19 protein-coding genes are annotated in these 23,539 nt (G+C 69.3%); 2 read left to right on the top strand and 17 right to left on the bottom strand.

Annotated elements, in window-relative coordinates; translation table 11 throughout:
* Window positions 1-929: 929 nt before the first annotated feature.
* The 12 genes from NFW30_RS09005 to csm6 all read right to left on the bottom strand — a co-directional run bounded on the left by NFW30_RS09005 (window position 930) and on the right by csm6 (window position 12,793).
* Entirely contained in the window at window positions 930-1,397 is a 468-nt protein-coding gene (locus NFW30_RS09005; RefSeq protein WP_295351036.1) for a hypothetical protein, read from the bottom strand.
* Between the two features lie 154 nt (window positions 1,398-1,551).
* Complete coding sequence (locus NFW30_RS09000; protein WP_295351039.1) at window positions 1,552-1,869, bottom strand: DUF1874 domain-containing protein; 318 nt, start codon at window positions 1,867-1,869, stop codon at window positions 1,552-1,554.
* Window positions 1,866-2,708 carry a hypothetical protein gene (locus NFW30_RS08995; RefSeq protein WP_295351042.1) on the bottom strand — a complete coding sequence of 281 codons (843 nt, stop codon included), beginning with the start codon at window positions 2,706-2,708 and terminating at the stop codon, window positions 1,866-1,868. The genes NFW30_RS09000 and NFW30_RS08995 overlap by 4 nt, the downstream gene beginning before the upstream one ends.
* The gene (cmr6, locus tag NFW30_RS08990; protein ID WP_295351044.1) at window positions 2,705-3,478 is read right to left on the bottom strand and encodes a type III-B CRISPR module RAMP protein Cmr6; all 774 of its coding nucleotides are present in this window, start codon (window positions 3,476-3,478) and stop codon (window positions 2,705-2,707) included. Before cmr6 ends, NFW30_RS08995 begins: the two co-directional genes overlap by 4 nt.
* Window positions 3,475-3,861 (bottom strand): type III-B CRISPR module-associated protein Cmr5, encoded by a 387-nt coding sequence (cmr5, locus tag NFW30_RS08985; protein WP_295351047.1) that lies wholly within the window; start codon window positions 3,859-3,861, stop codon window positions 3,475-3,477. The genes cmr6 and cmr5 overlap by 4 nt, the downstream gene beginning before the upstream one ends.
* Before the next feature lie 10 nt (window positions 3,862-3,871).
* On the bottom strand, window positions 3,872-4,738 hold the full coding sequence (cmr4, locus tag NFW30_RS08980) for a type III-B CRISPR module RAMP protein Cmr4 (protein ID WP_295372010.1): 867 nt from the start codon (window positions 4,736-4,738) through the stop codon (window positions 3,872-3,874).
* A 17-nt stretch (window positions 4,739-4,755) separates the two neighbouring features.
* On the bottom strand, window positions 4,756-5,904 hold the full coding sequence (locus NFW30_RS08975; RefSeq protein WP_295351053.1) for a type III-B CRISPR module-associated Cmr3 family protein: 1,149 nt from the start codon (window positions 5,902-5,904) through the stop codon (window positions 4,756-4,758).
* Window positions 5,901-7,745 (bottom strand): type III-B CRISPR-associated protein Cas10/Cmr2, encoded by a 1,845-nt coding sequence (locus NFW30_RS08970; protein WP_295351056.1) that lies wholly within the window; start codon window positions 7,743-7,745, stop codon window positions 5,901-5,903. The genes NFW30_RS08975 and NFW30_RS08970 overlap by 4 nt, the downstream gene beginning before the upstream one ends.
* A complete protein-coding gene (locus NFW30_RS08965; protein ID WP_295351058.1) occupies window positions 7,742-9,028 on the bottom strand; it encodes an RAMP superfamily CRISPR-associated protein in 1,287 nt (428 codons plus the stop codon). The genes NFW30_RS08970 and NFW30_RS08965 overlap by 4 nt, the downstream gene beginning before the upstream one ends.
* Before the next feature lie 46 nt (window positions 9,029-9,074).
* A complete protein-coding gene (cas6, locus tag NFW30_RS08960) occupies window positions 9,075-9,944 on the bottom strand; it encodes a CRISPR system precrRNA processing endoribonuclease RAMP protein Cas6 (RefSeq protein WP_295351061.1) in 870 nt (289 codons plus the stop codon).
* Window positions 9,941-11,134 carry a TIGR02221 family CRISPR-associated protein gene (gene csx2 / locus NFW30_RS08955; protein ID WP_295351064.1) on the bottom strand — a complete coding sequence of 398 codons (1,194 nt, stop codon included), beginning with the start codon at window positions 11,132-11,134 and terminating at the stop codon, window positions 9,941-9,943. The genes cas6 and csx2 overlap by 4 nt, the downstream gene beginning before the upstream one ends.
* 21 nt (window positions 11,135-11,155) lie before the next feature.
* Entirely contained in the window at window positions 11,156-12,793 is a 1,638-nt protein-coding gene (gene csm6 / locus NFW30_RS08950) for a CRISPR-associated ring nuclease Csm6 (protein ID WP_363322085.1), read from the bottom strand.
* Window positions 12,794-12,870: 77 nt separating this feature from the next.
* Between csm6 and NFW30_RS08945 the strand changes: the two genes are divergently transcribed.
* Both NFW30_RS08945 and NFW30_RS08940 read left to right on the top strand, forming a co-directional pair.
* On the top strand, window positions 12,871-14,268 hold the full coding sequence (locus NFW30_RS08945; protein WP_295351067.1) for a DUF4325 domain-containing protein: 1,398 nt from the start codon (window positions 12,871-12,873) through the stop codon (window positions 14,266-14,268).
* 22 nt (window positions 14,269-14,290) lie between these two features.
* Window positions 14,291-14,434, top strand: a complete 144-nt coding sequence (locus tag NFW30_RS08940; RefSeq protein WP_295351070.1) for a hypothetical protein — start codon at window positions 14,291-14,293, stop codon at window positions 14,432-14,434.
* A gap of 20 nt (window positions 14,435-14,454) precedes the next feature.
* Here NFW30_RS08940 and NFW30_RS08935 read toward each other — a convergent pair whose 3' ends face one another.
* The 5 genes from NFW30_RS08935 to NFW30_RS08915 form a co-directional block, all read right to left on the bottom strand.
* Entirely contained in the window at window positions 14,455-16,638 is a 2,184-nt protein-coding gene (locus tag NFW30_RS08935; protein WP_295351073.1) for a patatin-like phospholipase family protein, read from the bottom strand.
* A 124-nt stretch (window positions 16,639-16,762) separates the two neighbouring features.
* On the bottom strand, window positions 16,763-17,008 hold the full coding sequence (locus tag NFW30_RS08930; protein ID WP_034934093.1) for a TIGR02647 family protein: 246 nt from the start codon (window positions 17,006-17,008) through the stop codon (window positions 16,763-16,765).
* Between the two features lie 78 nt (window positions 17,009-17,086).
* Entirely contained in the window at window positions 17,087-18,640 is a 1,554-nt protein-coding gene (locus tag NFW30_RS08925) for a protein adenylyltransferase SelO (protein ID WP_295351080.1), read from the bottom strand.
* 56 nt (window positions 18,641-18,696) lie between these two features.
* Window positions 18,697-19,677 carry a DUF533 domain-containing protein gene (locus tag NFW30_RS08920; protein ID WP_295351083.1) on the bottom strand — a complete coding sequence of 327 codons (981 nt, stop codon included), beginning with the start codon at window positions 19,675-19,677 and terminating at the stop codon, window positions 18,697-18,699.
* A gap of 217 nt (window positions 19,678-19,894) precedes the next feature.
* A complete protein-coding gene (locus NFW30_RS08915; protein WP_295351086.1) occupies window positions 19,895-23,248 on the bottom strand; it encodes a VanZ family protein in 3,354 nt (1,117 codons plus the stop codon).
* Window positions 23,249-23,539: the final 291 nt, after the last annotated feature.

The raw sequence follows: 23,539 nt of genomic DNA, 5'->3' as shown, positions 1-23,539 counted from the left end.
CGTCTTAATCCCCTTCAGGAATTCGGGGAGAGAGAACTCTAACGCTGGAAGGCCGCTTGTGGCAAGGGTTTGCGGGGCACGAATCGGCGCGTGGCAGCCGATGAGGCCAATGGCATCATGGCGACGGGGCAAGAATGGCACTTTCCTCATGCCAATCAGGGCGCTGCGCGTAGTTCCAACGGCCTCGGCGGCCCCGGCGCCTGGGACAACGACAACATCGCGGGAAGCAGCGGCACGGGAGCGCCGTCGATGCGGCTGCAGTGCAGCCAATCGCTTCTGGTGGCGCAGCGAGCAGCGACGCCAGGCGACCGTCGCCGTCGTCGCGGCGTCGCACGTTCTGCCGCGTCGTTGCCGCCTTGCGCTGCGTGCGGCGACGACCGTTGCTCCCCTCGCGACGGCCGACGACGCTGGCCGTCGATCGGGCTCGGCGTGTCCGAGCGGGAGCTTGGCACCTGTCGCGCGCCCGCCTGTATGCGCCACGCCCGTCATTCGATGCTGCGGGTGGATCGGTCCATGCTCCCGATCGATGACTCCATGTTCGGGATCGATCACTGCATGCGCCGGACGGGTCGTTCCATGCGGCGAGCCCAAGGTTGCGACCGGCCGGTCGATCGCTCGATCCCGTCGGCAGAAGCGAGCATCCCGAAGGTCCATCGCACGCACCAGCGTCGTTCGTGCCGGCGCGTCCGCGACGGAACGTTCGACACCGCGCAGCGACGGGCGCAGCCCGGCCATGCAGGTTGGCATACGCGTCATCCAGGCCCGCAGCGGCGCGTGCATGGTTGCGTCGCGCGCCGGCGCCCGCGACCGCTGAGCGGGAGACGTGGGCGCCGGTACCTCGCTGCACCGGCCGTGACCATGCGGGCCGGGCGCACTCCCGTCGACTGCCCGGGCAGGGCACGGCGGGTGCCCGGCCTGTGCCGACCGCTTCACGGGGTGGGCGCCGCCTTCCTGGTCTTGCGCGCGAAACGGCGGCCGAGGTCGTCGAGGCTGCCCTCGAGCGCGCCGGTCGAGAGGTTGTGCAGCTTGGCATACTGGTAGACGAGCAGCGCGGCGGCGTAGGCTTCGCTGCCGGCGGCAAAGTAGGTGTCGTCGAGCTTGCGGAAGACGGTTTCGAGTTGGTGACGCACCGGGTAGAGGTCTTCGACGAGAGCGACATCGGCGGCAAATTCCGGCAGGCTGAAGCCGCTCGGCAGGATTTCGGGTTGGGCTTGGGCGATGGCGAGCGCCTTGACGACGAAGGAACGGTTCATTTCGCCAAACTTCACCATCGCCGTCCGTTCGCCGTCGGCGAGGTCGATCAGGAAGGGGAGGGCGTCGGTGAGGGCGGTCAGCGCGGCTTGCGCCCTGGCGTTCTGGTCAGGAGTGATGGCGGCGTCGATGCGGTTTGCAGGCATGGCAGGTCTCCTTGATCGGTCGGGCGCGAAGACGTTTCGCACCGTGTGGAATTAGAAGGGATTTCCGGCGCAGCGGTCAAGGCCGCGCGGCGGCAGCCACCGCCGCTGCCGTGGTGGCGACTGCCGGCTGCGGCGGCGCCGCCGGCGCCGGCGCTCATGCCAGCCGCTCGAGCCAGGCCAGTTCATGCGGGACGGCGGCGATTTCGGCGTCGGCGAGCAGTTGGCCCTCCGCCAGGCGCGTGCGGATGCGCAGGACCAGCGCCTCGTCGCCCGCTTCCATGGCGATCTCGACGCGCCGCGCCGGGACGGACACGCCGAGCAGCGCCGACAGCAGGCGCGCGCTGGCGTCGTGGCCGATCGCCGAGACGAAGCCGCCGGCCAGCCGCCGCCGCGCCTCGGCGGCGTCGAGCGGGCCGCTGAAGCGATAGTCGCCGTAGGCGGTCAGCACCGGTGTGTTGAGCAGGTAGATCATGTTCCCTCCCCGCCGGCGCTGCCGGCAATGACGTTGAAGGTGCGCACGCGCTTCTCGCCCGCGGTCTCGACATACTGGAACTCGATCTCGGGGTGCTCGAGGGTGACCATCGCGGCCGCGACGCTGAGCACCTTGGTGCCGCCGGTGACGTCGATCATGATCTCGCGCTGGCGCGGCGCTTCCTCGGCGATGATCCGGCGATAGAGAGCGAGGAGTTCGTCGAGCGCTTCGAACGAGGCCTCGCGCAGTTCGACGCGCGCGGCGTCGAGTTGGGGAAAGTAATGCGTGATCATCTCCCGGCAGTCCGGGAACGATGCCGCGGATCCGTCCCTCCCCGGCGACCCGACGAGGATGATGCGCTGCAGGCCCGCCCGGTGCACGTCGATCGCCCGCAGCAACTGTTCCCAGGCAAACTTGTCGCGTTCGCCGAGCGAGTCCATCGCGCGCAGCGCGTCCGGACACTGCGGGGGCAGGGGGTGCTCGGCCGAGGCCCGGGTCAACCGCTCGGGCTGCCAGTGCCACGCCGTGCGCGAGAGCGCGAGCACCAGCACCGCATGCGGCTCGACGCGGCCCGGCTGGCCGATTCGCCGCACCGCCACCGGCAGGAAAGTGCGCCGGCGCCCGTACAGCCAGGCGGCCAGGGCGAGCGAGAGCAGCGCCATGGCGAGCATCCAACACGCAAAGCGCGCATCGCCGGCGCCCAACGCGCCGCCCGGCAGCCACGGAAAGAGCTGGTCTCCCTTGATGCCGTCGGCGATCCAGCTCTGCAGCAGGAGGATGCCGAAGGCGAGGAGGATGTTGAGCAGCGCATCGCAACCGCCCGCTCGCGCGCGCATCATTCGCTGCCGCCAGCAAAGCGGCCGTAGCCGGAACTGCGCTTGCCGCCGATGCCGTGCTGCTGCAGGCCTTCCTCGAGCAGGCGGCGGGCGAGGCGGGTCCACAGCGGTTGGCCTTCGATGACGAAATGGAAGCTGCCACGGACGGCGATCTGCGGCGCCGGTATCGGCGAGTCGAAATCGCTCGCCGGATCGCGGCCGCCGCTGCCGTAGTACGCCGTGTGGTGCACGGTGACCACTTCGGCGACGAAGGGTTTCTCGCCGCGCCCGGGCACCCACCAGGCGTCGTGGAAGATCAGGCCGCCCATTTCGGCGGTCGTTTCCTCTTCGCCGGGGTCGTTGCCGAACAGCCAGCGGCGCGCTTCAGGATTGTCCAGCCATCGGCCGGCGCTGGCCCGGCAGAGCCCCTTGACCGCCGAGCCGGGGATCAACGGCATGCCGTAGGTGTGCGAGACGGTGACGCCGGTTTCGAGCGCGTTGTCGCGGACGACGCCGATGTACAGCCGGCCGGCCAGTGGCAGGCGGAAGGCGGCGAAGCGCTGCGCGTCGGCAGTCGTTCTCTGCCAACGTTCGAACGCCAGCCGGTAGAAGTCGGGGACGCCGAGTTCGGCGATGGCCCGGATGTGTCCGGCCTTGATCTCGCCGGCCTTGTCGCCCTCCGGAAGACTCGCCAGCCCCTTGACGAGCAGCAGGCCGCAATGCGGTTGGGTGCGCCTCAGTGCAGAGAAGCCATGGTCAAGCAGCGGTCTGATTGCGCTACGGCAGAGCGTCATGGCGTGCCCTCCTTGTCGCTCAGATACGCCTGGCCGAAGCGCTTGAGCCAACCGGCCGCGGCGAGCGTGTCGCGCGTCAGTTGGCGGTAGTCGGGCAGTCCGGCGTCGATCGCGCGCTGCTGCAGGGCTTCGCCGCCCGCCATTCCGAGGATTTCCGCGAGGTCGCCGAGATAGCGCTCGTAGGCCGGGCTCTTCGCCGCCTTGGCGCGCATGAAGCCGACCGCCTGCGCCAGGCCGGCCTGCAGGACCAGCACCGGGAAGTTGTCGGCACGCGCCTTGTATTCCTTGCGTTCCTTCGGCGGCTTGTCGCGGATGACTTGGATGGCCGCCAGCGCCCCTGCGGCCTGGCGCTGCGCGCGCGTGCTGCGCGGTTCGTTGCTCATGGCATCCTCCTCAGAGCACCAGGCGAACGAGGCCGCGGCCGATCGTCGCCTTGCCGCCGATCTGCAGCGTCGGCGTTGCGGCGAGGCCTTCGCGAACCTTGTTCATCACTTCCCGCTCACCGAGCTTGCTGCCGTCGCGCGCCGGTCCGGCGGCGATGACGCCCCAGAGGATCGTCTCCGCCGGCAGGTTCTCCTCGTACCACAGGCCACCGTCCTGGACGACGCCGCGGCTGTCGTCGATGCGAATCCGCGCGCGCACCTCGGTCGCGGTGTCGGCGAGGAAGGAAAAGTCGTCGTCGGAGAGAATCGCGAAGCGCTGCGTGAATTGGATCTGCCACTGCGGATGGTCGGCGTGCGCCCGGCTGGCGATGGCCCTTGCCCAGTCATCGGCGCCGGGAGCGGCGTTCAGGTCGAGGTCTTCGAGGACCAGTTGGTCGTCCGTTGCCCGGAGGCACGTCTCGGCAGTAACCAGGGCCGACTGTCCGCCCACTTGGGCGACTGCGGGAACGTCCGCCGCTGCCGCCCCGGCGCGCCGCAGATCTTCGGCGTAGCGCGCCAGGACGAAGGGACAGGTGACGAAGGCCGAGATGCCGGCGAACGAGCGCACCGGCAGGAGCAGGAGGTGCGCGTCGCCGAAGGCGAGGGCGCCGGCGTGCGCCTGCGTGCCTTCGGCGATGGTCTCGGGGCCGAAGAGCGACTTCTGGCAATCGTTGCCGGCGAACTCGTCGCGCAGCACGCCCTTGAGCGCCGAGCCGGGGACCAGCGGCAGGTTGGTGGCGCGGGCGCGCGCCACCGGCAGATCGACGACGCCGAGCGCCTGGCCGGCGCCGACGTGCAGGGCGCTCAGCGCGTGCAGATGAAAGACTTGCATCAACATGGGTGTTTCTCCTTCGTTCAGGGATGGTTCCAGAGACCGGGGACGACGAGGCCGAAGCCGTCGCGCCGGTCCTGCGGCTGGTCGCTGATCGGCGCCAGCCAGAGTCTGCTCGCCCAGCCGGCGGGTGGCTCACCGACGACGTCGAACCAGTAGGTGGCACCGGCGGCGACGGCCTTGCGCGCACCCTTGGCGTGCCAGGCAGCGAGATCCCAGCCGGAGATTCCCTGCCAGCGTTCGACTGCCGCCGCCCGCAGGCGCAGGCGCAGGCCGGCGATTCCGGGCACCTCGCCGGCGGCGTCGAGCCAGGCTGGCCGCCAGCCACCGGTGAACAGCGCCGGCGTCACGACGGTGAGGGTGATTCGCCGGCTGGCGGCGATCGCCGCGAGATGCGCGGGCGGCGCGTCGAGTGCGGCTGCCGGTGCGGGTTCCAGCCACGACAGCCGGCGCTCGCCGCCGAAGGTGACCGTGCGCGCGGCAAGCGGGCTTGCAAAGCGGCAGAGGAAGACCCAGTCGCGCACGGCGAAGCCGCGGCCGTCGTCCTTGCGCCGGCGGGAGAAATCGAGTCCTTCGGTCTGGAACAGGCGCCCCGGGTCGGCCGCCAGGGTGGCGCGGTCAAGCGCGACATGGCTGCGCGTTTCGCTCGCCGGCTCGTCGGGCGTGGAGGGGCGGACGGCTTGGCCGCGGCGCCAGGCGAGCAGCGTTGCCAGCGGCCAGTAAGCGGGGCCGGGCTGCGGCTTGCCCTTCGGCGCGCCGGCGAGCAGCAGGGGCTGCAGCTCGGGCGGCAGGTCGCAGCCGCAACCGTCCGGCAGCGTCCCCGGGGTCAGCCGATGGTAGGCCTTGTCGCCGCCTTCGTCGTCGAGGAGAACGGCGTCGGCGGGTCGCGGCAGCATCGGCGTGATGCGCTTGCCGTCGGCTTCGGCGAGGCGTTCGGCAAGGATCGGCCCGTGCGCGTCGAGGGCATGCAGTTCCTGTTGCTGCGCGGCGGTCAGCGGGCCGCGCCAGCCGCGATCGTCCATGACCTGCGTGCGCAGCAGGCCGGCGAGCGACGATGGCCAGGGGAAGTTGGCGCCGTCGCGGCTGCCCCCGCCGAAGGGCCTGCCGGAGCGGAAGACGAGCGGCGCCTGCGGCTCGATCAGGTGGTCGTACATCGTCGGTGCGTCCATCATTGGGCTCCTTCTGCGGCGCTGACTTCGTCTGCGGTGGCGGCGGACAGCCAGCGGGCGAGGATCAGTTCATCGGCGAGGCGCAGCAGCCCGGTGGCGTCGGTTGCCGACGCAAGAGCGTCGCCGGCGAGCGTCGCGCGCCGTCTGTCGAGTGGCTCGCGCAGCGCATCGTCGATCTGCTCGGCACCGCCGCCCCGGCGCGCGCGGTCGAGCAGGCGGCGGAATTCGCCTGCGGCGACGCCGGTGCTGGCGCCGGTCGCCCGGCAGTGGAGCGCGATGGCGCGCGTGTCGTAGGCGAGGCGACCGGGCAGGTGCCGCTGCGTGTAGGCGGCCTGCCATGCGGCGAGAGCCGCGCGGCCGGCGGGGTCGTCGAAACGCAGTCGGAGACCGATTTCGTGTCCCGAGCGGATGTGCAGCTTGAGCCCGAGGGCATTGCCCTGCGCCGGCGAGCCGGCCTCGCCCTTGGCGAACTTCTCGGCGGCAGCGGCGCGCTGACGGATGACGCCGAGCGGCTCGAGGACGTGGCAGATCGCCGCGCCGACGCGCAGCGTCGGGCGGGCGTCCGCATCGTCCCGGGCGAGATCGGCGACGACCGCGGCCATCGCGGTCGTGAAGGCCTCGTGCAGGGCGAAGGCGCTGTCGACGACGACGGTGAGCGGCAGGAAGACGGTGAGATCCTCGCCACCGGCGAAGACGCACTGGCCGCCGAAGTCGCGGGCGAGCTGCGGCACACGGTCGGCGAAGGCAGCAACGGCGTCCGAGATGCGCTGGTGATCGGCCGCGGATTGCGCCCGGTCGACGAAACGGCCCATGCGGTCGCCGTCGGCGATCAGAAGCACGCCGTAGGGGCAGGGCCGGCCGTAGCGCTTCCACAGCGACCGGAGCACTGTACCGAGATCGGCGAGCGCCGTGCTCGCGGCGGCGTTCCCTTGGCAGTCGCGCGCGGCGATGGCGTAGCGTTCGGGAAACAGCAGGCCGCCGTCGTAGGGAAAGATCCCGGCGCCGCCGCTGCCGCTGCTGCGCGTCGCCAGAGCGACGTCGTCACTGACGAGTCTTTCGTAGGCGCCAGCGAGTTCGCGACGCTTTTCCGCATCGAGCTTCTTCAGCCAACCATCGGCGGCGAAGCGGCTCAGCGCCGTGAAGCGCTCGGTTCGCCCGACGACGCGCTTGATGCAGCCGAGTGCGTCAAGCTGCTCGCCGCGGCTGAGGCCGAAACGGGCGGGGAACTGCTGCCGACCCCTGGGCAACACCGATTCGCGCAGGCCGTCGAACGAGGATTTCGGGACGCCGACGCCCTTGTCGGCAACGTCAGTCGCGAACATCGGTGCGAAGTCACGCGTGTTCTTGCGCGCGGCAAGTGCCTGCTTGAGGTGGTCGTAGGCGACGCGGTACGCCGGCCGGCCCCCTTCGCCAGCAGCGGGGATCGCTGCCCAGGCGGCATAGGCCTCGATGGCGTCGGCGACCTGGCTCTTCCACAAGTCCTTGCGCAGCGTGACACCGGCCCCTTGCCAGTCCCGCATGGCGGTGTCGGCCAAGCTGGCCAGGCGATCGCGCGCTGCCTGCTTGACCGCACTGGCAATGGCGCGGACCGCCTCCTCGTCGACGCCGTCGATGCGTGCCAGCAGGATGTTGGAGAGGTTGCTGTCCTGTTGCGGGTTTTCCCGCTGCACTCGCGACGCGAGCGGGTAGATGAGTTCCGCCCGCTGGTCGATCATCTTCGCGGCCGCGGCGCGCACCAGTTCGGAAAGGATGTAGCTGCCCGCCCAGAGGTCGCGACTGCGCCGCGCCGCGGCGATGAATCCCTGTACCGGACCGAGGGAAATTTCGAGGAGCCAGGAATTCATGGCGTCGCGCCTTTCTGGAAGAACTGCAGGAAGGCCGACAGGACGTCGGACTTGGCGCCAGCCACGTGTCGAAGACCGCGCGGCATGACCACCTGTCTCTTGACGGGGTCGCTCGGCCACCAGGTACCCGCAGGAATGGGCAGCGAGGCGCCGCTGGCGATCTTCAACTTCAACGCGCGCTTGCGCAGATCGATGTGCGTCGGCAGGAGCAGCACGACCGGGCGATAGATCGTCCTGTTGCCTTGGGGTTCGGGCCAGGCGGAGAAGATCAGCGGACTGGCGAAGCGGTCGCGCCGAATCTCGCCGTCGTCGGCGACCTCGAGCGTCGAGGCATACGGATCGCCGAGCCGCTCGTGCAACTTGAACTGGAAGACGATCGGCAAGCCGAGCAACGCGCGGGGAAACAGCAAGGGAGTGCTGCTGCCGAGCGCGTGAACGTTATCCGGCCGCGCACGGCGGGTGAGATTGCGCACCGCATTCGCTTCCGGCCAGTGGCTGCCGCCGGGGCGCGTGCCGGTACCGGAACCGCGTGCGAGCCCCGGCTTCTGCCGGAAGTCGACCAAACATTGGACCCCGGCTTCGACGGCTTGCCGGTAATCAGCGAAACTGTCGTCGCCCATCCGGACAAGTACGACCTTCGCTGCGTCGCGATCGGCCTTGCCGGCAAACAAGCGCTGCCCTTCCGCATCCACCACTTCGAGGGCACCGAGCCCACGCCGACGACGTGCACCGATGCCGCCGAAGCTGGCCCACATGCGCAGCGCCTGGAGCACGCTTTCCTCACAGGCATCAATGCGCAGCAAGAGGAGGAACTCGAAGGGTCGATTGCACGGCAACCAGTCGACCGTCGCAGCGCTGTCGGTGACGATCATCTTGCCCAGCACCGATCCATCCTTGGGCGAAGTTTTCCCGGCGACCGCCGCAGCCTCGACTCGCACGCTGACCTGGCTGGCGGTGAGACTGCCTTGATCGCCGAGTCCACCCCAGAGCGCACGTTCGGACGCAAACAGCTTGCTGCTGTCGGGCCTGCCCTCGGCAGTCAAATGCTCCGGGCGATGGCGGTTGAGCAAGCGCCACCAGTACCGCAGTTGTCCCCGGATCGCCGTCGCGCGGATCGGCATGTCGCGATCGACTTCGCCGGGGATGACGCCGCCGCCGTACATCGGCGTCACCAGCCGGCAGGTGTAGCGGCGCCAGGCTTCGCCGTTGTCACGTATTCGGTGCTCGATATCGGCCTGCAACTGCTCCGGGTCCAGATTCGGCGCCGCCTGTTTCGTCTTCATGAACATCCTCCGATCGTCTGTGCGGCCGTCGCTGCCGCATGCGTGGTCATTGCCTTGCCTCGACTTCGTAGGCACCGAAGCCGAACGCCGTCTTGCCGCCGATGTGCACCTGCTGCCCGGCGACCAGCCACGGCAGCGTCTGCGTCATTTCGCCGGTGAAGCGCAGCTCGCCCTGCAGCCCGCCGAAGCGCATCTGCTGCCGCGTCCGCGCCGAGCGCCGGTCGAGCTGCTGCCAGCGGATATCCTCCGCGAGCCGCGTGACCTGGCGTGCCTCGTCGAGCAGTGCGGCGCGGTCGCTCTTGGCGAGCGGCGGCGGGCAGCCGATGACGTGCGCCAGCTGGTCGAGGCGGCCGAACAGCCGGTGCAGGAGCTGGCCGTAATCGGGTGCGTGCCGCAGCAGTTCGCCGCCCTCCTTGAGGTGCAGCGGCGTCAGCAGGCGGACGGCGATCTGCCGCGGCGCCTGGCCGGCCGGCAGCCAGTCGGCGAAGTCGGTCAGCGGCGGCGGCTGCAGCAGGCCGTCGGCGGCGCTGAAGTAGGGCGCTTCGCCGTCGGGCAGCAGGACGCTCGCGCTCTCGAGCTGGAAGCGCCCGGCGGGGTCGATGCCGGCTTCGCCGAGCAGGGCGATCGCCTGCGTGCAGGCGAGCAGGTGCCCGGTGGCTTCGCCGAAGAGACTGAGCCGCAGCGTCAGCAGGTCGCCGGGCGGGAAGCGTTCGCCGGCCGGCGGGCACAGCGCGTAGAGGCGGGTATCGCCCTGGCCGCCGTAGAGCAGCCGGAACGATGCCGGGAAATGCCGTTCGAGCATCCTGCCGAGGCCGCCGTGCCAGAGGCTGCCGGCGAATCCGGGGAAGGCGAGGCCGGCCGAGCGCAGCGTCAGGCGCAGCGGCGCGATCGGCAAGGGGGTCGGGCGCTGGTTCATGAGATCGATCCGGTGCCCGGCGGGAAGAGGGCCCGGCGCAGTTCCTGCAGGCGGCTACGCAGGCGATCTTCGTCGGCAAGCGTTCGTTGGCTCTCGGCGGTGTGCGGCCGGACACCATGCGCGAGGGAGTTGCGCAGGTCGACGAGCTGGCGCAGTTGGGGAGTCGTCTTGCTCGCCGCCTTGTAGGCGTGCTTGCGGTTGCCGAAGCCGTCGGAATCAGCGAGCCCCTGCTGTTTGCAGGCGCGGGTGATGAAGGCTTCGTAGAGGAAGGTGGCGGCGCGCAGGTAGTCGCGCCGCTCGAGGTAGGCGGCGGCGAGCGAGAGTTCCCAGTCTTCACGCTGCGCGCCGCGAAACCAACCGATGCGCTTCTGCAGCGTTTCGCCGAAGAGGGCGCCGAGCCGGCCGCGATGCGCCTCGACCGCTCGAAAGACGCCGCTCAGCGTCTTCTGCGCCGATACCGGATTGCTCGTCCGCTCGAAGTACGCCGCTTGCGCGAGCCGTTCGGCAGTGCCCGCCGCCATGCCGTCGTCCGCGAGCAGCGGCGCGAAGACGCCATAGTCGCCGTCCTTGTCGTAGGTGGCGAGCGCGTCGACCCAGTTGAGCATCGTCAGCAACCCGCGCAGGCGCAGGACCGGCGTTTCGTCGGCGTTGTTGCGCATGTCGTAGGCACCGTAATAGAGTTCCTCGATCTCGACGCCGGCGACGCGCTCGAGGTAGCGCGCGGCGACCAGCGCCAGCATCGGCAGGTGGCGGAAGCCGTGCGTCAGGTCGAGGCACAGCCGTTCGCCGCGGCGAACGACGGCGGCGAGGTCGTGCAGGATGTGCACCTGTTCGGCGGTGTCGCGGGCGTAGCGAATCAGCAGACAGACGACGGGAATGCCGAGTTGCTCGGCGAGGCGCTGCCGCGGCAGGTCGAGCAGATCGTGCGTGACGTCCTCGCGCTCGGTGGCCTCCATCAGGCGGAGGATCTCCTCGTCGTCGTTGCCCTGGCGCTCGAAGAAGGCGTCCCACATGCTGCCGGAGGTGCCGACGAGGATCAGCCGCTGCGGCTTGAGGTGTTCGGCGAGGGCGAGGCCGAACCACGCGACGCTGCGCGCGAAGTCGGCGCTGAAGCGGTAGGTGGTCTGCTGGTAGCCGGTCCGCCGGGCGTCGAGGCGGCCTTTGCCGAGGAAGCTGATGAGGGTGGTCATGGGCGTTCTCCGGTGGTTGCTTCAGTCTTCGGCGCGGGCGGCGGCGTCGATATCGCCGTACCCCACCGCCGACGGCGGCAAGGCGAGGCAGTAGCGGCGTGGCCGCTTGCCGCCGTCGCTGATCAGGTATGGCGTCGCGGCGGCGCCGAGCTGCCGCTCGATGAGGCGCCGCAGTTTGCTGAGATGTCCCGAGAAGTAGTCGCCGTCCATTCCCTTTTTCAACACCGCCTCGGTCTTCTCGTGGTCGCGGAACGGGCCGTCGATCCAGTGCAGCTCGACGCGATAGCGCTTCCTCCATTCGGGGTCCGGGACGTCCTTCGGCGGCGCCGGCAGCGGTGGCTCGCCGCGCAGCGCGCGGCGAGCGAAGACGCTGAGCAACGCGAGTTCTGCGGGCGGCAGCGCGAAGACCTTGCCGGCGGCGCGGATGCGGCGCCCGGCGAGGTCGATCGTCAGTTGTGGCGGTGCCAGCGCCAGGCGCGCGGCGGCGACCGCCTCGCTGTAGCTGGCGCGGCCGGTCAGCAGCGCTTCCGGCAGCCCGTGGCGCAGGCTGACGATCGGCAGGTCGGCGAGGGTGATCTGCGCGCTGGCGGCGTCGGCGAGGCGGCCGCCGGCGAGTTCGATGACCTGGCTGGCCGGCGTCGGGTAGTAGAAGGCGCTGCTCGACTCGAAGGGCGCGGCAACGAGGACGTGTGACAGCCTGTCCTGCGGCCGGCCGTAGAGCGACAGCGCGTAGCCGAGGAAGAAGCCCATCGTCTTGCGGCCGCCGGCGATCGAGACGTGCAGCGCGCAGTCGGGATCGGCGGTGAAGTCGCGCACGAGTTCGGTGATGCCGTCGGCGGCGCAGCGGTTGTCGTCGGGCGAGCGGATGTCTTCGAGCGGATCGCCGGCGGCGTCCGTCAGGACGTGGATCTCCTCGGCCGCGAAGTCGATCGGCGGCAGCGCGTAGTCGCGGCAGAGGCGGTGGAACCAGCCCGGCTCGTCGGAGAGCAGCGCCAGGCGCGCCTTCTCGGCGCCGCTGCGGGTGGTGATGAGGTGGATTTCGCTCGGGACGAAGGCGCTGGCGCCCTGCGCGGGGGCGACGGCGAGCGCATACAGGGTCTCGGTGACGATCTGCGGCGACAGGCCGGTGACGGCGAGGAGGGTTCTTCGCGGGTAGGTGCTGGGGTGTTCGCGGGCGTAGGGCATGTTCGGCGGAGCGGCGACGGGGTGAACCGCATTGTCGCCGTTTTCGCTCGTCAGTAGGGTCTTTGGCAAGCTTGCGATGTCTGCCCTGCAGCCCATCAGCGCGCGCCGTTGCGTGCCGCTGCGCGCGGCGATCGAGCGGCCCGATTCGCCTCCTCCCCGTGGCGATGACGGCGCCGCCTCCCGGCGGCTGCGCTGGACGCCTAGCCGGCACCCGCGTCGGCGCGGAAAGTGCCTGTAGCGCTGCCGCTCCGCTTGCGCGAGACCGCGCTGCCCAGCCGGCAGCCCCGGGCCGACGAGAATGCCGAGTTCGGTCAGCAGGCTGCGCTGGTCGGCGCAATGGCCGTGCCCGAGCCCGAGGACGCTCGTAGTGACCGCCGTCGCGTCGATGGTAGCGAGGCCGTCGGTGGTGAAGCGCGTGCCGTCGATGGCACCGACGCGCTCTGCCCGGTGCAACTGTGCGGAGAAGAACCGCACCCGGTCGGGTTGCGAAGCATGGGGGGGAAGCCGCGGACGTGTGCGCCGAGAGTAGCACGCGTTCTGCCCGGCGCCGGTTGACTGCGGGCGATCAGCGCGCCGACGAAGGCATGGGCCGGCCTTCCCTCGAGCAGGTCGAGCAGCTCGTCGAGAAGCAGCGCGACAGCGTCGGCATCGGGAGCGGCGGCAAGGCGCCCGGCGATCGCCGCCAGCGGCGCCTGCAACGCCGCAGCGGAATCGCCGAGGCGGATGTGCACGCAGTCGCGGTTGCCGACCACTACGTCGAGCAACGCCAGTTGCTGCAGGTCGTCAGCCATGTCTCGTTCCCTTCCGCAAGCGATGAACGCCGCCCAGAACCACGGCGCCGCGTACGGACGGTGGTTTACAACATCAGCATCTTGAATTTACAATCGACCTCCCGTTGGTTTACGACCCAGACGATGGCGAAGCCCTCAAGATTCGAAGATCTGCTCTGGACCGTCACCACGGACGTTGCCGAGCACCCGCGCGACCTCACCCGGCACTACGCCGATCGCCTGGGCGTATCGCGCGTCGCCGCAAACAAGTACATCCAGCGTCTTGAGCGCGAGGGGTGGATCGCTCGCAGCGGGCCCTCGACTCATCCTGTCTTCAGCCCCGGTTACAAGCGAAAAGTCGCGCGGAAATACCTGCTCTCGGGTCTCGAGGAGCATGTTGTCTGGGAGAAGGATTTCCGACCCCACTTCAGCCTGGCCCGAAACATCCAGAGCATCGCGAGCCACGGGTTCACTGAAATGGTCAACAACGCCATTGATCACTCGGCCGGGAAGTCGGTCTTCATCGGCACCAGCCAGGATGAAAGCACGCTTCGAGTGGTCATTTCCGACGACGGCGTCGGAATCTTTGCCAGGATCACCGCAGCACTGGGTCTGCCCGACATGAGACAGGCGCTCTTCGAGCTGGCGAAGGGGAAGCTGACGACGGATCCAGGCAAACACACCGGCGAAGGGGTCTTCTTCACCTCGCGCATGTTTGACTCATTCGAGATCCGTGCGAATGGTCTGCAGTTCAATCACGATGCAAGCTCGCGTCACGACTGGCTGCACGAGGCGCCGGGCGTCTTCGCGAACGGCACGGCGGTCTTCATGCGGATTGCACTCGACTCCAGTCGAACCACCGCGGAAGTCTATGCTCAATTCACCGCTGCTCCTGAAGATTACGACTTCTCGAAGACGATCGTTCCAATGAGGCTTGCGAAATTCGGTGACGAACAGCTGGTGTCACGTTCTCAAGCCAAGCGACTGATCGCCAGGTTTGACCGGTTCCGGACGGTGATTCTTGACTTCTCGGATGTCCAGGAGATTGGGCAGGCTTTCGCCGACGAACTGTTCAGGGTCTATGGGGACAGCCATCGAGGAGTTGAGTTGCTGCCCCAGAACATGACGGAACAAGTCGAGAGGATGTGGCTTCGTGCTGTTGCGCCGCGGAGCAGCTAGCGACGAAATCCAGCGAACCAGGATGGATCGTGCGAAGCCCTTATACGTGCGTGGCCAAGTCGGCCGCGTGCAGGAACTGGGGCTGATCGAGCGTGCCGACGACGGATCGGTCCCGGTTCCCTGCGAGGCGGTCGAAATCGTGCTCCCGCTGGCCCGGGTGGCGTGAGCGTCAGCCGACGCAGCGATTCACGGCGTCCCCAGGAAGAGGTAGAGGTTGTGGAAGCCGCTGCCCGAGCTGGAATAGCCATAGCCCAGGAAGGCTGGTCCGAGCGGCGTCTCGCCACCGAGGTAGAGCGCCGTCGAGTTGATCCATCCCTTGAGCTGGGTCTCGGTGTAGGGCGCGCCGATGCGCGCGGCTTCGAGCAGCAGGCCGGCGCGCAGGTCGCCGCGCAGGCCGAGCGGCAGGCGGCCGATGATGCGCTCGGCGCGCAGGTTGCCGTAGCGCATGTCGTCGCCCTTGAGCTGGCCGACGCCGAAGGCGGTCATGTTGAACATGCCGCCAAGCGAGCCGGCGTCGTAGATCGGCAGTTGCCCGACGGGTGATCCCTGGTAGGTGGCGCGGCCGCTGAGGACCCAGTCACCGATGCTGTGATAGACGCCGGCGCGGGCGTCGAGGCGGCTGTAGCCCTCGGCCGGCGCGTCGAAGTAGCGGGCAGCGGAGAACCAGCCGGCGGTCGGGAAGTAGAGGCGGTCGGTCTGGTCGAGGTCGATCTGGCCGAACCAGCCGCCGTAGATCTTCGATTCCTCGGGCAGGAAAGGCGAACCGATGTTGCGCTTCGGGTCCCAGAGGTTGTGCTCCCAGCCGGCCTGCACCTGCCCGATGGTGCCGAGGTTGATGCCGCCGGCCACCTTGGCGGTGCCGCGCAGGACGCGGTACTGGGCGATCTTCTGGTTGTCCTGGTAGAGGGTGCTGAGCTGGCTGCCGTAGCGCAGGGTGGTCTCGAAGAAGTAGCGCTGCGCCGGGTCGAGCGGCTGGTAGTAGTCGAAACTGAGGTAGTTCGCCGAGCCGATCTCGGCGCCGAAGACGAGTTCGCCACCGAGCGGGTTGATCAGCGTCCGGTGGTAGGCGGCGCGCAGCGTGTAGGTCGAGTCGCTCTGGAAGTTGGTGTCGAGGTTGACGCCGAAACGCAGGTAGTCGGGGCCCCAGCCCTTTTCCTGCGGCGTCACGCGCAGGATGTTGCGATCGCGCAGCGTGGTGATCAGCGAGTAATCGACGTGCTCGTAATGGCCGTCGCCGTAGGCCTTGTTGAGCGAATCGTTGAGCTTTTCGGTGTCGAGGATCTCGCCCGGACCGAGGCGCAGGTGCTTCTCGATCATCACCGGATTCACCCGCTTCAGGCCGGCGATCTCGATGTCGTCGACGCGCGGCAGCGGGCCGCGTGCGACGCGCTTCTGCGCGACCCAGGCGGCGTACGCGGCTTCGCCGACCGACAGCCGGCGGAGTTGTTCGGCGACGGCTTCGGCGGCGGCGACGCCGCGATCGGCGGTCTCCGAGGTGCGCTTGAAGTCGCCGGCGCTGATCCCCGCGAGGTCGGGCTCGATGCGGATGTCGGTGGCTTGCAGTGTCGCCAGCGAGCGGACGACGTTCTGCTCGGTGAGGATGTTGACCATCTGCGCGGTGACGCTCAACAGGCTGCCGATCTCGTCGGCCTTGAGCAGCGGCGAGCCGACGTTGACGGCGATGACGACGTCGGCCTGGCAGCGCTCGCGCGCCTCGCCGATCGGCACGTTGTCGACCAGGCCGCCATCGACCAGCTTCTGGCCGTCGACATCGACCGGCGACATCAGGCCGGGAACCGACATGCTGGCGCGCATCGCCGACGACAGCGAGCCGTTGCGGAAGACGACGCGCTTGCCGTGGACGATGTCGGTGGCGACGATCGACAGCGGCAGCGCGAGGTCTTCGATGCGCCGCAGCCCGCGGTCGTCGCCGACGAGCTGATTGAAGAAGAGCTTGATCTTCTGGCCGGTGACGATGCCGGTCTGGTAGCGCAGCCCCTCTTCGCCGACACCGGTCTCCGACGCCGGCAGGTAGCGCTTGTCCCTCACCTTGTTGCGGAAGCTGCGGTCGGCGAACTGCGGCGCATCCTGGAAGAGGTCGTCCCAGTCGGCCTTCGCCAGCTCGTTGCGCATCTCTGAAGGCGCCATGCCGCTGGCGTAGACGCCGGCGACGAGCGCGCCCATGCTGGTGCCGGCGACGCAGTCGACGGGTACGCGCAGCTTCTCGATGACCTCGAGGACGCCGATGTGCGCCGCGCCGCGGGCGCCGCCGCCGCCGAGGACGAGGCCGACGCGCGGTCGCGTCGGCTGTTCGCCGGCGGCGGCGAGCTGGCTCAGGGCGAGCAGGACGATGAGGATCAGGCGTTGCATGGCGACGCTCCTGTGGTCAGCTGGATGGGTGGTGCGGCGGCAGCGGGCGGTGATCCGCGGCAGCGGCAGGCGGCGGTCCGCGGAAACGTGAGGCACCGCCGCCGGAGGCTCGGCGCGCGCGGGCTCAGTGGCCGGGTTGCGAGCTGAGTATGGTCAACGCGGCGCGCGCGTGTTCGACGGCGTCGCGGCCGAGGCTGGTCAGGTAGCCGCCGTCGACCTGCGTCAGCAGCCCCTTGGCGTGCAGCCGGCGGGTGGCGGCGATGATCGCCGGATCGGCGGTGCTGTGGATCTTGATTCCCTGCTGGGTGCTGTCGAGGTCGAAATGGACCAGGGTGTTGAGTTCGGCGACGAGTTCGGGCGTGAAGGGCATGGCGGATCCTGGGGCGGCAAGAGGACGGGTGCGGCGTGTCGCCGCAATTCTAGCGCGCCTGCAGCCGCTCTTCGCGCTTCAGGAACTGCACGAGAGCATCGAGCAGCCGGCGCGGTGGCGCGCCCAGTCGGGGCGCTTGGCGCTGCAGGCGGCGTGCCCGGGCTGTTCGTCGTAGGGCCGGCGGAGGACTTCGAGGAGTTCACCGATCAGCGTCGGGTCGCCTTCTTCGGCGCGGTCGATCGCCTGCTGCGCGAGGTAGTTGCGCAGGACGAAGCGCGGGTTGGCGGCGTTCATCCGCGCCGCGCGCACTGCGGCGGGCAGCGCGTCGAGCTGCAGCCGGGCGGCGTACCGCTGCAGCCAGCGATCGAGGCGGCCGGCATGGCGTTGCCGCAGGTCGGCGCGATAGAAGGCGTCGGCGAGGACTGCGGCCTGCGGCTGCGCGGGATCGATGTCCGCCAGGGCGCGGAAGAACACGCTCATGTCGATTTCGGCCCGATGCATCAGGTCGAACAGATCCTCGAGCAGTTCGGCATCGTCGTGCCGCCATTCGCGCAAGCCGAGCTTGGCGGCGTAGGCGCTGCAGAATTCACCGGCGTAGGTCTCGTCGTAGCGTTCGATGCCGGCCGCCAGATCGTCGGCTCGCGGCAGCAGCGGTGCCAGCGCGTCGGCGAGGCGCTCAAGGTTCCAGCGCGCGATCGCCGGCTGGCGGGCGAAGCAGTAGCGCCGGCTGGAGGCGTCGGTGGTGTTCGGCGTCCAGCCGGGGTCGAAGTTGTCGACCCAGCCGTAGGGGCCGTAGTCGATCGTCAGGCCGAGGATCGACATGTTGTCGGTGTTCATCACGCCGTGCACGAAGCCGACGCGCATCCAGTGCGCGAGCAGGCGTCCTGTGCGCTCGCAAACCTCGGTGAACCAGCGGACGAGTTCGGCCGGCTTGTCGCTGGCGAAGCCGGCGAAATCGCGGTCGATGGTGAAGGCGACGAGTTGCCGCAGGAGCGCCACATCGTTGCGCGCCGCCGGCAGTTCGAAGTGGCCGAAGCGGGTGAACGACGGGGCGACGCGACAGACGATGGCGCCCGGCTCGGCGACCGGATGGCCATCGTAGAACATGTCGCGGATGACGCTCTCGCCGGTCGCGACGAGGCTCAGGGCGCGCGTCGTCGGCACGCCGAGATGGTGCATCGCCTCGCTGCAGAGGAATTCGCGGATCGACGAGCGCAGCACGGCGCGGCCGTCGGCGCGGCGGGCGTACGGCGTCGGCCCGGCGCCCTTCAGTTGCAGCTCGAAGCGCTCGCCGCGGCGATTGATCAGCTCGCCGATGAGGATCGCGCGGCCGTCGCCGAGCTGTCCGGCCCACTGGCCGAACTGATGCCCGCCGTAACAGCTGGCATAGGCGGCCATGCCGGGCAGCAGGTGGTTGCCGGAGAGGGCGGCGAGCAGCTCGGGCGAGGCCATCGCCGCTTCGTCGAGGTCGAGCGCCGCCGCCACCTCGCGCGAATGGGCGAGCAGCCGCGGCGCCGCGACCGGCGTCGGCGCGACCGGCGACCACAGCGCGGCGAAGACCTGCCGCGGCAACGGATCGTTCACTGCGTCGCCGGGCAGTTCGCGCAGGAAGCGGTTGTCGAAGTTCAGCATCGCTTGTGCGGCTGCGGCGCGCCTGCCGGTGGCTGCCGGCAGGCGCGCAACGGCGTTCAGCCGCGGCGGACGAGGTCGAGGACCTGTGCCGTGTCGAGGCTGCGTGCGCGCGCCTGGATCTCGGGCAGGTAACGCGTCTGCAGGCCCTTGGCCTCGCCGAGGACACGCTCGAAGCTGTCGCGCAGCGTCTGCGTCGAGAGGCTGCGACCACCGGCGTAGTAGCGCCTGGCGACGTGCCCGAGGGCGTAGGTGCTGGCGAAGCTCATTCCCGAACTGACCGCCTGTTTGCCGATGCTGCCGAGCAGCTTGCCGCCGGCCTTGCCGAGCAGGCCGCCGAGCAGCTTGCGGCCGGCCTGCTCGAGATACTGCGAGGTCAGGCCGACACCGAGGGTGGCGAGGAAATCCTTGATGTGGCCGCGATCGAGTTCGAAGCCGTAGGACTTGCCGATGCGATAGACGAGTTTCATCTGCAGCGGGATGATCGCCATCGTGGACAGCGATTCGGGCAGCAGTTCGAGGGCGCCGTTGAGGATCGAGGCGTTGAGGATGGCCTTGTCCATCTCCTCCTCGCTCATCGTCGAGGCGTAGCCGGCAGCAGCGGCCGCCGCCGGTGCCGCAGCGGCAGGCGGCGGCTCGCCGGCGCTGTGGCCCCACGCCACCGGCAGCGCGGCAATCTCTTCCGCCTGCTGCGAGTACGCCGCCGACTGCTGCGCGTCGAGCGCCAGCGCGGCGCGCAGGTCGGCAAGGAACTGCTTTTCGGGCGGCGACTGGACGCCGTCGGCGTCACAGACGCAGACCGCCATCTCGAAGGCGAGCTGGCGCGCTTCGGGGCTCGTCAGCATGGCGACCGCCGCCGGCAGCGAGACCCGCTTGAGCAGCACGTCCTGGTAGAGCGCTGCGAGGTTGATCGATCCTTCGCCGGCGAGCGCATCGGCGATTCGCTTCAGTTCGGCGCGTTCGGACTCATCCTTGCGGCCATCGGCAAAGGCAGCCATCAGGCTGAGGGTGAGGATGGCGCTCTGTTCCTGCTCGTTCATTCGTTGCATCTCCTGTCAATCGGACGGAATTGGGCCCGGCTGCGGGCGGGAAGTTCCTGCGGCCACCGCATCGCGTGCGGCGCGATCGATGCGGCGTTCGGGTTGCTCGAGCGGCGCCGGCCACTGACGCGGCGCGCCGGCTTCGGTTCGCCATCGAGCGCGTCGGGAACTTGCCCGCGCTCGACCCCGGGATGGTTGCCGGCAAGCCACGACATCCCTACGTGGTGCGCGACGAATCGCGGCCGCCTGTCTGCGCCCGAGGCGGAACGCCGAAGGAGAGCCAGGCCAGGACGAGCAACAGGAAGACGATCTGCGGACTGTCATTCGGACTGTTCAGTGCGCCGACCGCAAGCGCTCCGGCCCACGACGCAAGCAGCGCGCCGGCGAACAGTTCGCCGCGCCAGACGCGCCGGGCTATCGCCAGCAGCGAGCCAGCGACGAGTAGGGCGAGACTCAGCAGACCGAACCAGCCCTGCTCGAAGAAGGTGTGCAGCCACAGATTCTCCACGTGCCAGGGCCAGTAATCGTCCACGGTCAGCCACCAGCGCTCGTTCACGCGCTCGAAGTCACCGTTGCGAAGCAGGTTTCGACCGCCGTCGGTGCGCAGATCGAGATTGTCGACGTCGACGACGCCGCCGCCATTGTGCAGTGACAGCTTGACGGGAGCACGCAGCCACAGCGCACGCTCGGAAATCTTCCCGGAGTTGAAGGTCACGCTGAATCGCTGCCAGCCCGCGACCGCGGCATCCGGGCGCAGGAGCGGCGTGACGCAGCGTTGGGACTGGATCAGGCGCTTCTCGCAGATCGACACGAAGGCACGCGCTTCGGCGACCGGCTGCTTGCTGCGGGCGTCGAAAGAGAGCCGGTAGTCGGTCTGCGGCTCAAGGGCGATCGTCTGATCCAGATAGATCCCGCTGCCGTCGCCCAGGCGGACGAAGGTATTGCCGTTCTCGCTTTCGAAGCGGTAGGTCCCCGGCCTGTCGCCATGGGTGCTGCGCCAGTAAAAGGTTAGCGGGAAGCGACCGAGGCCCATGCCGAAGAGGCGGCTCGGCCAGTCGCCGTCGATCATCGCCAGGCTGTTGTGCCAATAGGCGAAGCGAACCCCGGTGTCGGTCTGCGCGTGACTCAGCCGGGACTGCAGGAAAGAGCCCGTGACAACCGGTATCGCTGCCATCAGCGCAACGACGGCGAACGACAGGCCGATGCCGAGGTGCACCGGGCGACCGCCCGGGCGGCGATAGACGTGCCAGGCGAAGGTGAGGACGATGAGCACGACCGTCAGAGCCAGTGCCGCAAGACCGGCTCGTGAGTAGGTCACCAGGACGCCGTAGACCGCTCCGCCAAAGAGCAGCAGACCGGCCAGGCGGAGAAGCGGGTGCTGCCACCTGGCAATCGCATAGGCGAGGAAGGGCAGTGCGAGAACGAGGTAACACTCGAGGACCGAGCCGCCGACATGCAGCACCGAGAAAGGTCCGCTGACCCGGTATTGCTGGTCGAAATCGAGCAGCCCGACGAACGCGCTGCGCTCCCAGGCGATATCGGCGATGGTCCAGGCCATGCCGGCAACCATGCCGAGGGCGAACAGGCGACGCACATCGACTGTCAACGGGACCGAACGGGCGACGAGGAACGGCAGCGTCAGCCCCCAGAGGGCCCCTTTGGCGACGCGCAACGCGTTGTAGTGACTGTAGTAGCTGGCGAAGGCGTTGGCGTCCAGAGCCTGTAGCGGCAGCAGGCCGACGACCAGACTGCTCACCCAGGAGAGGGCGAAGGCGCCCGCTGCCAGGGCGAAGGGCAGATCGAAGGGAAGCGGCGAGCGGCGGCTGCGCGGCAGCAGGAGGACTGCTGCCCAGACGACCAGCAGCAGCAGGTCGAACTCGCTGAGCATCAGCCAGCCGGTCTGCGCGGCGAAGTCGAGCATCGGCACAGCCGCGGCGACGATCACCACGAGTGCCGGCGGATGGCGCCAGACGAGGAAACCGCAGGCGGCGAGCATGAGCCCGAGAAGGGCCGGCTGCAGGGGATGGGACAGGACGCCCCACGCCGCTGCCGCAATGAGCGCCGTGGCCGTGATCCAGGCGGCGGCCGACGGCCTGCGCTGCCCGCTGCGCGTGTCGTCCGCGGCTGCTGCCGCCGCCAGGCCCGATTCCTGCCCGTCACGCCGCGTCGCCGGTTGCCGGTGGCGGCGAGCGAGCCGTTCGTCGTCGCTCGTGGGCAGACGCGGCGCTGTCGGCCCGTCGGCATCGCTTCGCGGCGGCTCGCTGGCTGCGGCCAGGCGTGCCAGCAGGCGGACGCAGACCCAGGCGGACAGGGTCGCCAGCAGCACGTTCGTCGGGTCGGGGTGCGCCGGTCCATTGAACAGCTTTCCCACCTCGATGATCGACGCGGCCAGCGCGGCAACGATGCCGGCGATCCGGGGAGTGAGGTGCGCCACCCAGGCAAGGACACCGATCGGGGCGTAAATGAACGCGACCGACACCAGACTGGTCAGGGCGGCCATCTCGGTGGTGTAGTAGTGGTAGTAGAAGGGCAGGAAGTTGACGTCGGCGAAGCGGCGGGCGGCCTGATCGATCCCTCCCCACGGCCTGTTCAGCCAGCCGTGGACACCGATCAGGGCCAGTGCGTAGAGTCCACACAGCGCGGGCAGGAAACGCCTCAGCAACAGGGCGACGTCGGACAGACGCCAGGGCGAGCGGGACAGCAGGGCGCCCGCCGTGACTCCCGCAGCCCGGGTCAGCACCGATATCCCCTGGCTCACCGACGAATAGATGAACAGCTGTCCCAGCTCGATCAGCAGCCCGATTGCAAGTCCGCTGGCAAGACCCCCGAGCAGCAGCCGTCTGACCGGTGCGGGCGACAGCCAGCGGCCGAGCAGCAAGCCGAGCGGTACGGCCGCCAGCACTTCGACAGCCAGCGTCAGGACGCCCAGCAGGGGGCCGCGCTGGTTGTTCTCCGCCTTGAACCAGGCCGTGCTGCCCGAGGCAAGTTTCGCCTGCAGTTCGGCCGTGGAGACGACAAAATCGTAGGGAAAGCCGCAATACGCCAGATAGGCAAGGGCATAGGCGATCAGCAGGCCCGGCAGCAACCCGGCCCGCCGCTGCGCCAGTGAATCGGCCAGTTGGCGCAAGTGCCGCGCATGGGAATAAGCCAGGAGCGCGCCGATCATGCTGCCGACGGACTCGGCAAGGACGTCGTTGATCGACACGGTACGCGGCGGAAAGAACAGCTGGAGGAACTCGACGCCGACGGCGACGAGGAGACTGAAGGCGAGCGCACCAGCCACGGGAAGGATGCGCCGCCGGGAATGTCTTCCTGCTCCGAGCACCGTTGCCGTCAGGAAGGCGAGCGGCAGGTAGAGGACGCCGTTGGCCACCCAGTCGGCGCGTTGATCGATTCCGAGGTTGAGCATCCGAATGTGCCCAAACTCGGCCAGCGCATCACTCAGCGGCCGCGGGTGGAAGCCGAGCGGGACGAGGCTGCCGTAGACGACGAAAGCGGTATAGACGAGCCAGGCCAGCCACAGGCGGGAGGAACCTTGGGCAGCTGGCGCCCGGGGGGCATCGACCGACATGCTGACTGCTCCTGGCGGGTGGAAAGGGAAGCCAGTCCGACAACGACGGGCGTTGTCGCCCGCCCCGTACGCCCGGCCGCTCACGTCCCGGATCAGCGACGTCGCCGCGGAGCTGGCCCTGGACGCGTGTCCGGCAGCGCGGCCCCGGGACACCACTGGCCGGGGTGCCCAGCCGTGCGGCTGCGCCCGCCAGCCGCAGCGGTGCGGCAAGGTACAGGCGGATTCACCGCCATGTGCCTCGAGGTGGCCTCCAGCCACAGCAGCGTCGCCAGGCAGACCCGGCGCACGGCG

This window comes from Accumulibacter sp. (genome assembly GCF_023806635.1).
GTDB lineage: Bacteria > Pseudomonadota > Gammaproteobacteria > Burkholderiales > Rhodocyclaceae > Accumulibacter.
The sequence above is the reverse complement of the archived record's forward strand: the minus strand, read 5'-3'. Positions and strand labels throughout refer to the sequence as shown.

Coding starts and splice junctions, on each gene's coding strand:
- NFW30_RS09005 (WP_295351036.1), bottom strand. CDS start 1,397: ATGCCTGCAAACCGCATCGACGCCGCCATCACTCCTGACCAGAACGCC.
- NFW30_RS08940 (WP_295351070.1), top strand. CDS start 14,291: ATGGATCGTGCGAAGCCCTTATACGTGCGTGGCCAAGTCGGCCGCGTG.
- csx2 (WP_295351064.1), bottom strand. CDS start 11,134: ATGACCACCCTCATCAGCTTCCTCGGCAAAGGCCGCCTCGACGCCCGG.
- NFW30_RS08965 (WP_295351058.1), bottom strand. CDS start 9,028: ATGAAGACGAAACAGGCGGCGCCGAATCTGGACCCGGAGCAGTTGCAG.
- NFW30_RS08920 (WP_295351083.1), bottom strand. CDS start 19,677: ATGAACGAGCAGGAACAGAGCGCCATCCTCACCCTCAGCCTGATGGCT.
- NFW30_RS08935 (WP_295351073.1), bottom strand. CDS start 16,638: ATGCAACGCCTGATCCTCATCGTCCTGCTCGCCCTGAGCCAGCTCGCC.
- cmr5 (WP_295351047.1), bottom strand. CDS start 3,861: ATGAGCAACGAACCGCGCAGCACGCGCGCGCAGCGCCAGGCCGCAGGG.
- NFW30_RS08975 (WP_295351053.1), bottom strand. CDS start 5,904: ATGATGGACGCACCGACGATGTACGACCACCTGATCGAGCCGCAGGCG.
- cmr4 (WP_295372010.1), bottom strand. CDS start 4,738: ATGTTGATGCAAGTCTTTCATCTGCACGCGCTGAGCGCCCTGCACGTC.
- cas6 (WP_295351061.1), bottom strand. CDS start 9,944: ATGAACCAGCGCCCGACCCCCTTGCCGATCGCGCCGCTGCGCCTGACG.
- NFW30_RS08970 (WP_295351056.1), bottom strand. CDS start 7,745: ATGAATTCCTGGCTCCTCGAAATTTCCCTCGGTCCGGTACAGGGATTC.
- cmr6 (WP_295351044.1), bottom strand. CDS start 3,478: ATGACGCTCTGCCGTAGCGCAATCAGACCGCTGCTTGACCATGGCTTC.
- NFW30_RS08925 (WP_295351080.1), bottom strand. CDS start 18,640: ATGCTGAACTTCGACAACCGCTTCCTGCGCGAACTGCCCGGCGACGCA.
- NFW30_RS08995 (WP_295351042.1), bottom strand. CDS start 2,708: ATGATGCGCGCGCGAGCGGGCGGTTGCGATGCGCTGCTCAACATCCTC.
- NFW30_RS09000 (WP_295351039.1), bottom strand. CDS start 1,869: ATGATCTACCTGCTCAACACACCGGTGCTGACCGCCTACGGCGACTAT.
- NFW30_RS08915 (WP_295351086.1), bottom strand. CDS start 23,248: ATGTCGGTCGATGCCCCCCGGGCGCCAGCTGCCCAAGGTTCCTCCCGC.
- NFW30_RS08930 (WP_034934093.1), bottom strand. CDS start 17,008: ATGCCCTTCACGCCCGAACTCGTCGCCGAACTCAACACCCTGGTCCAT.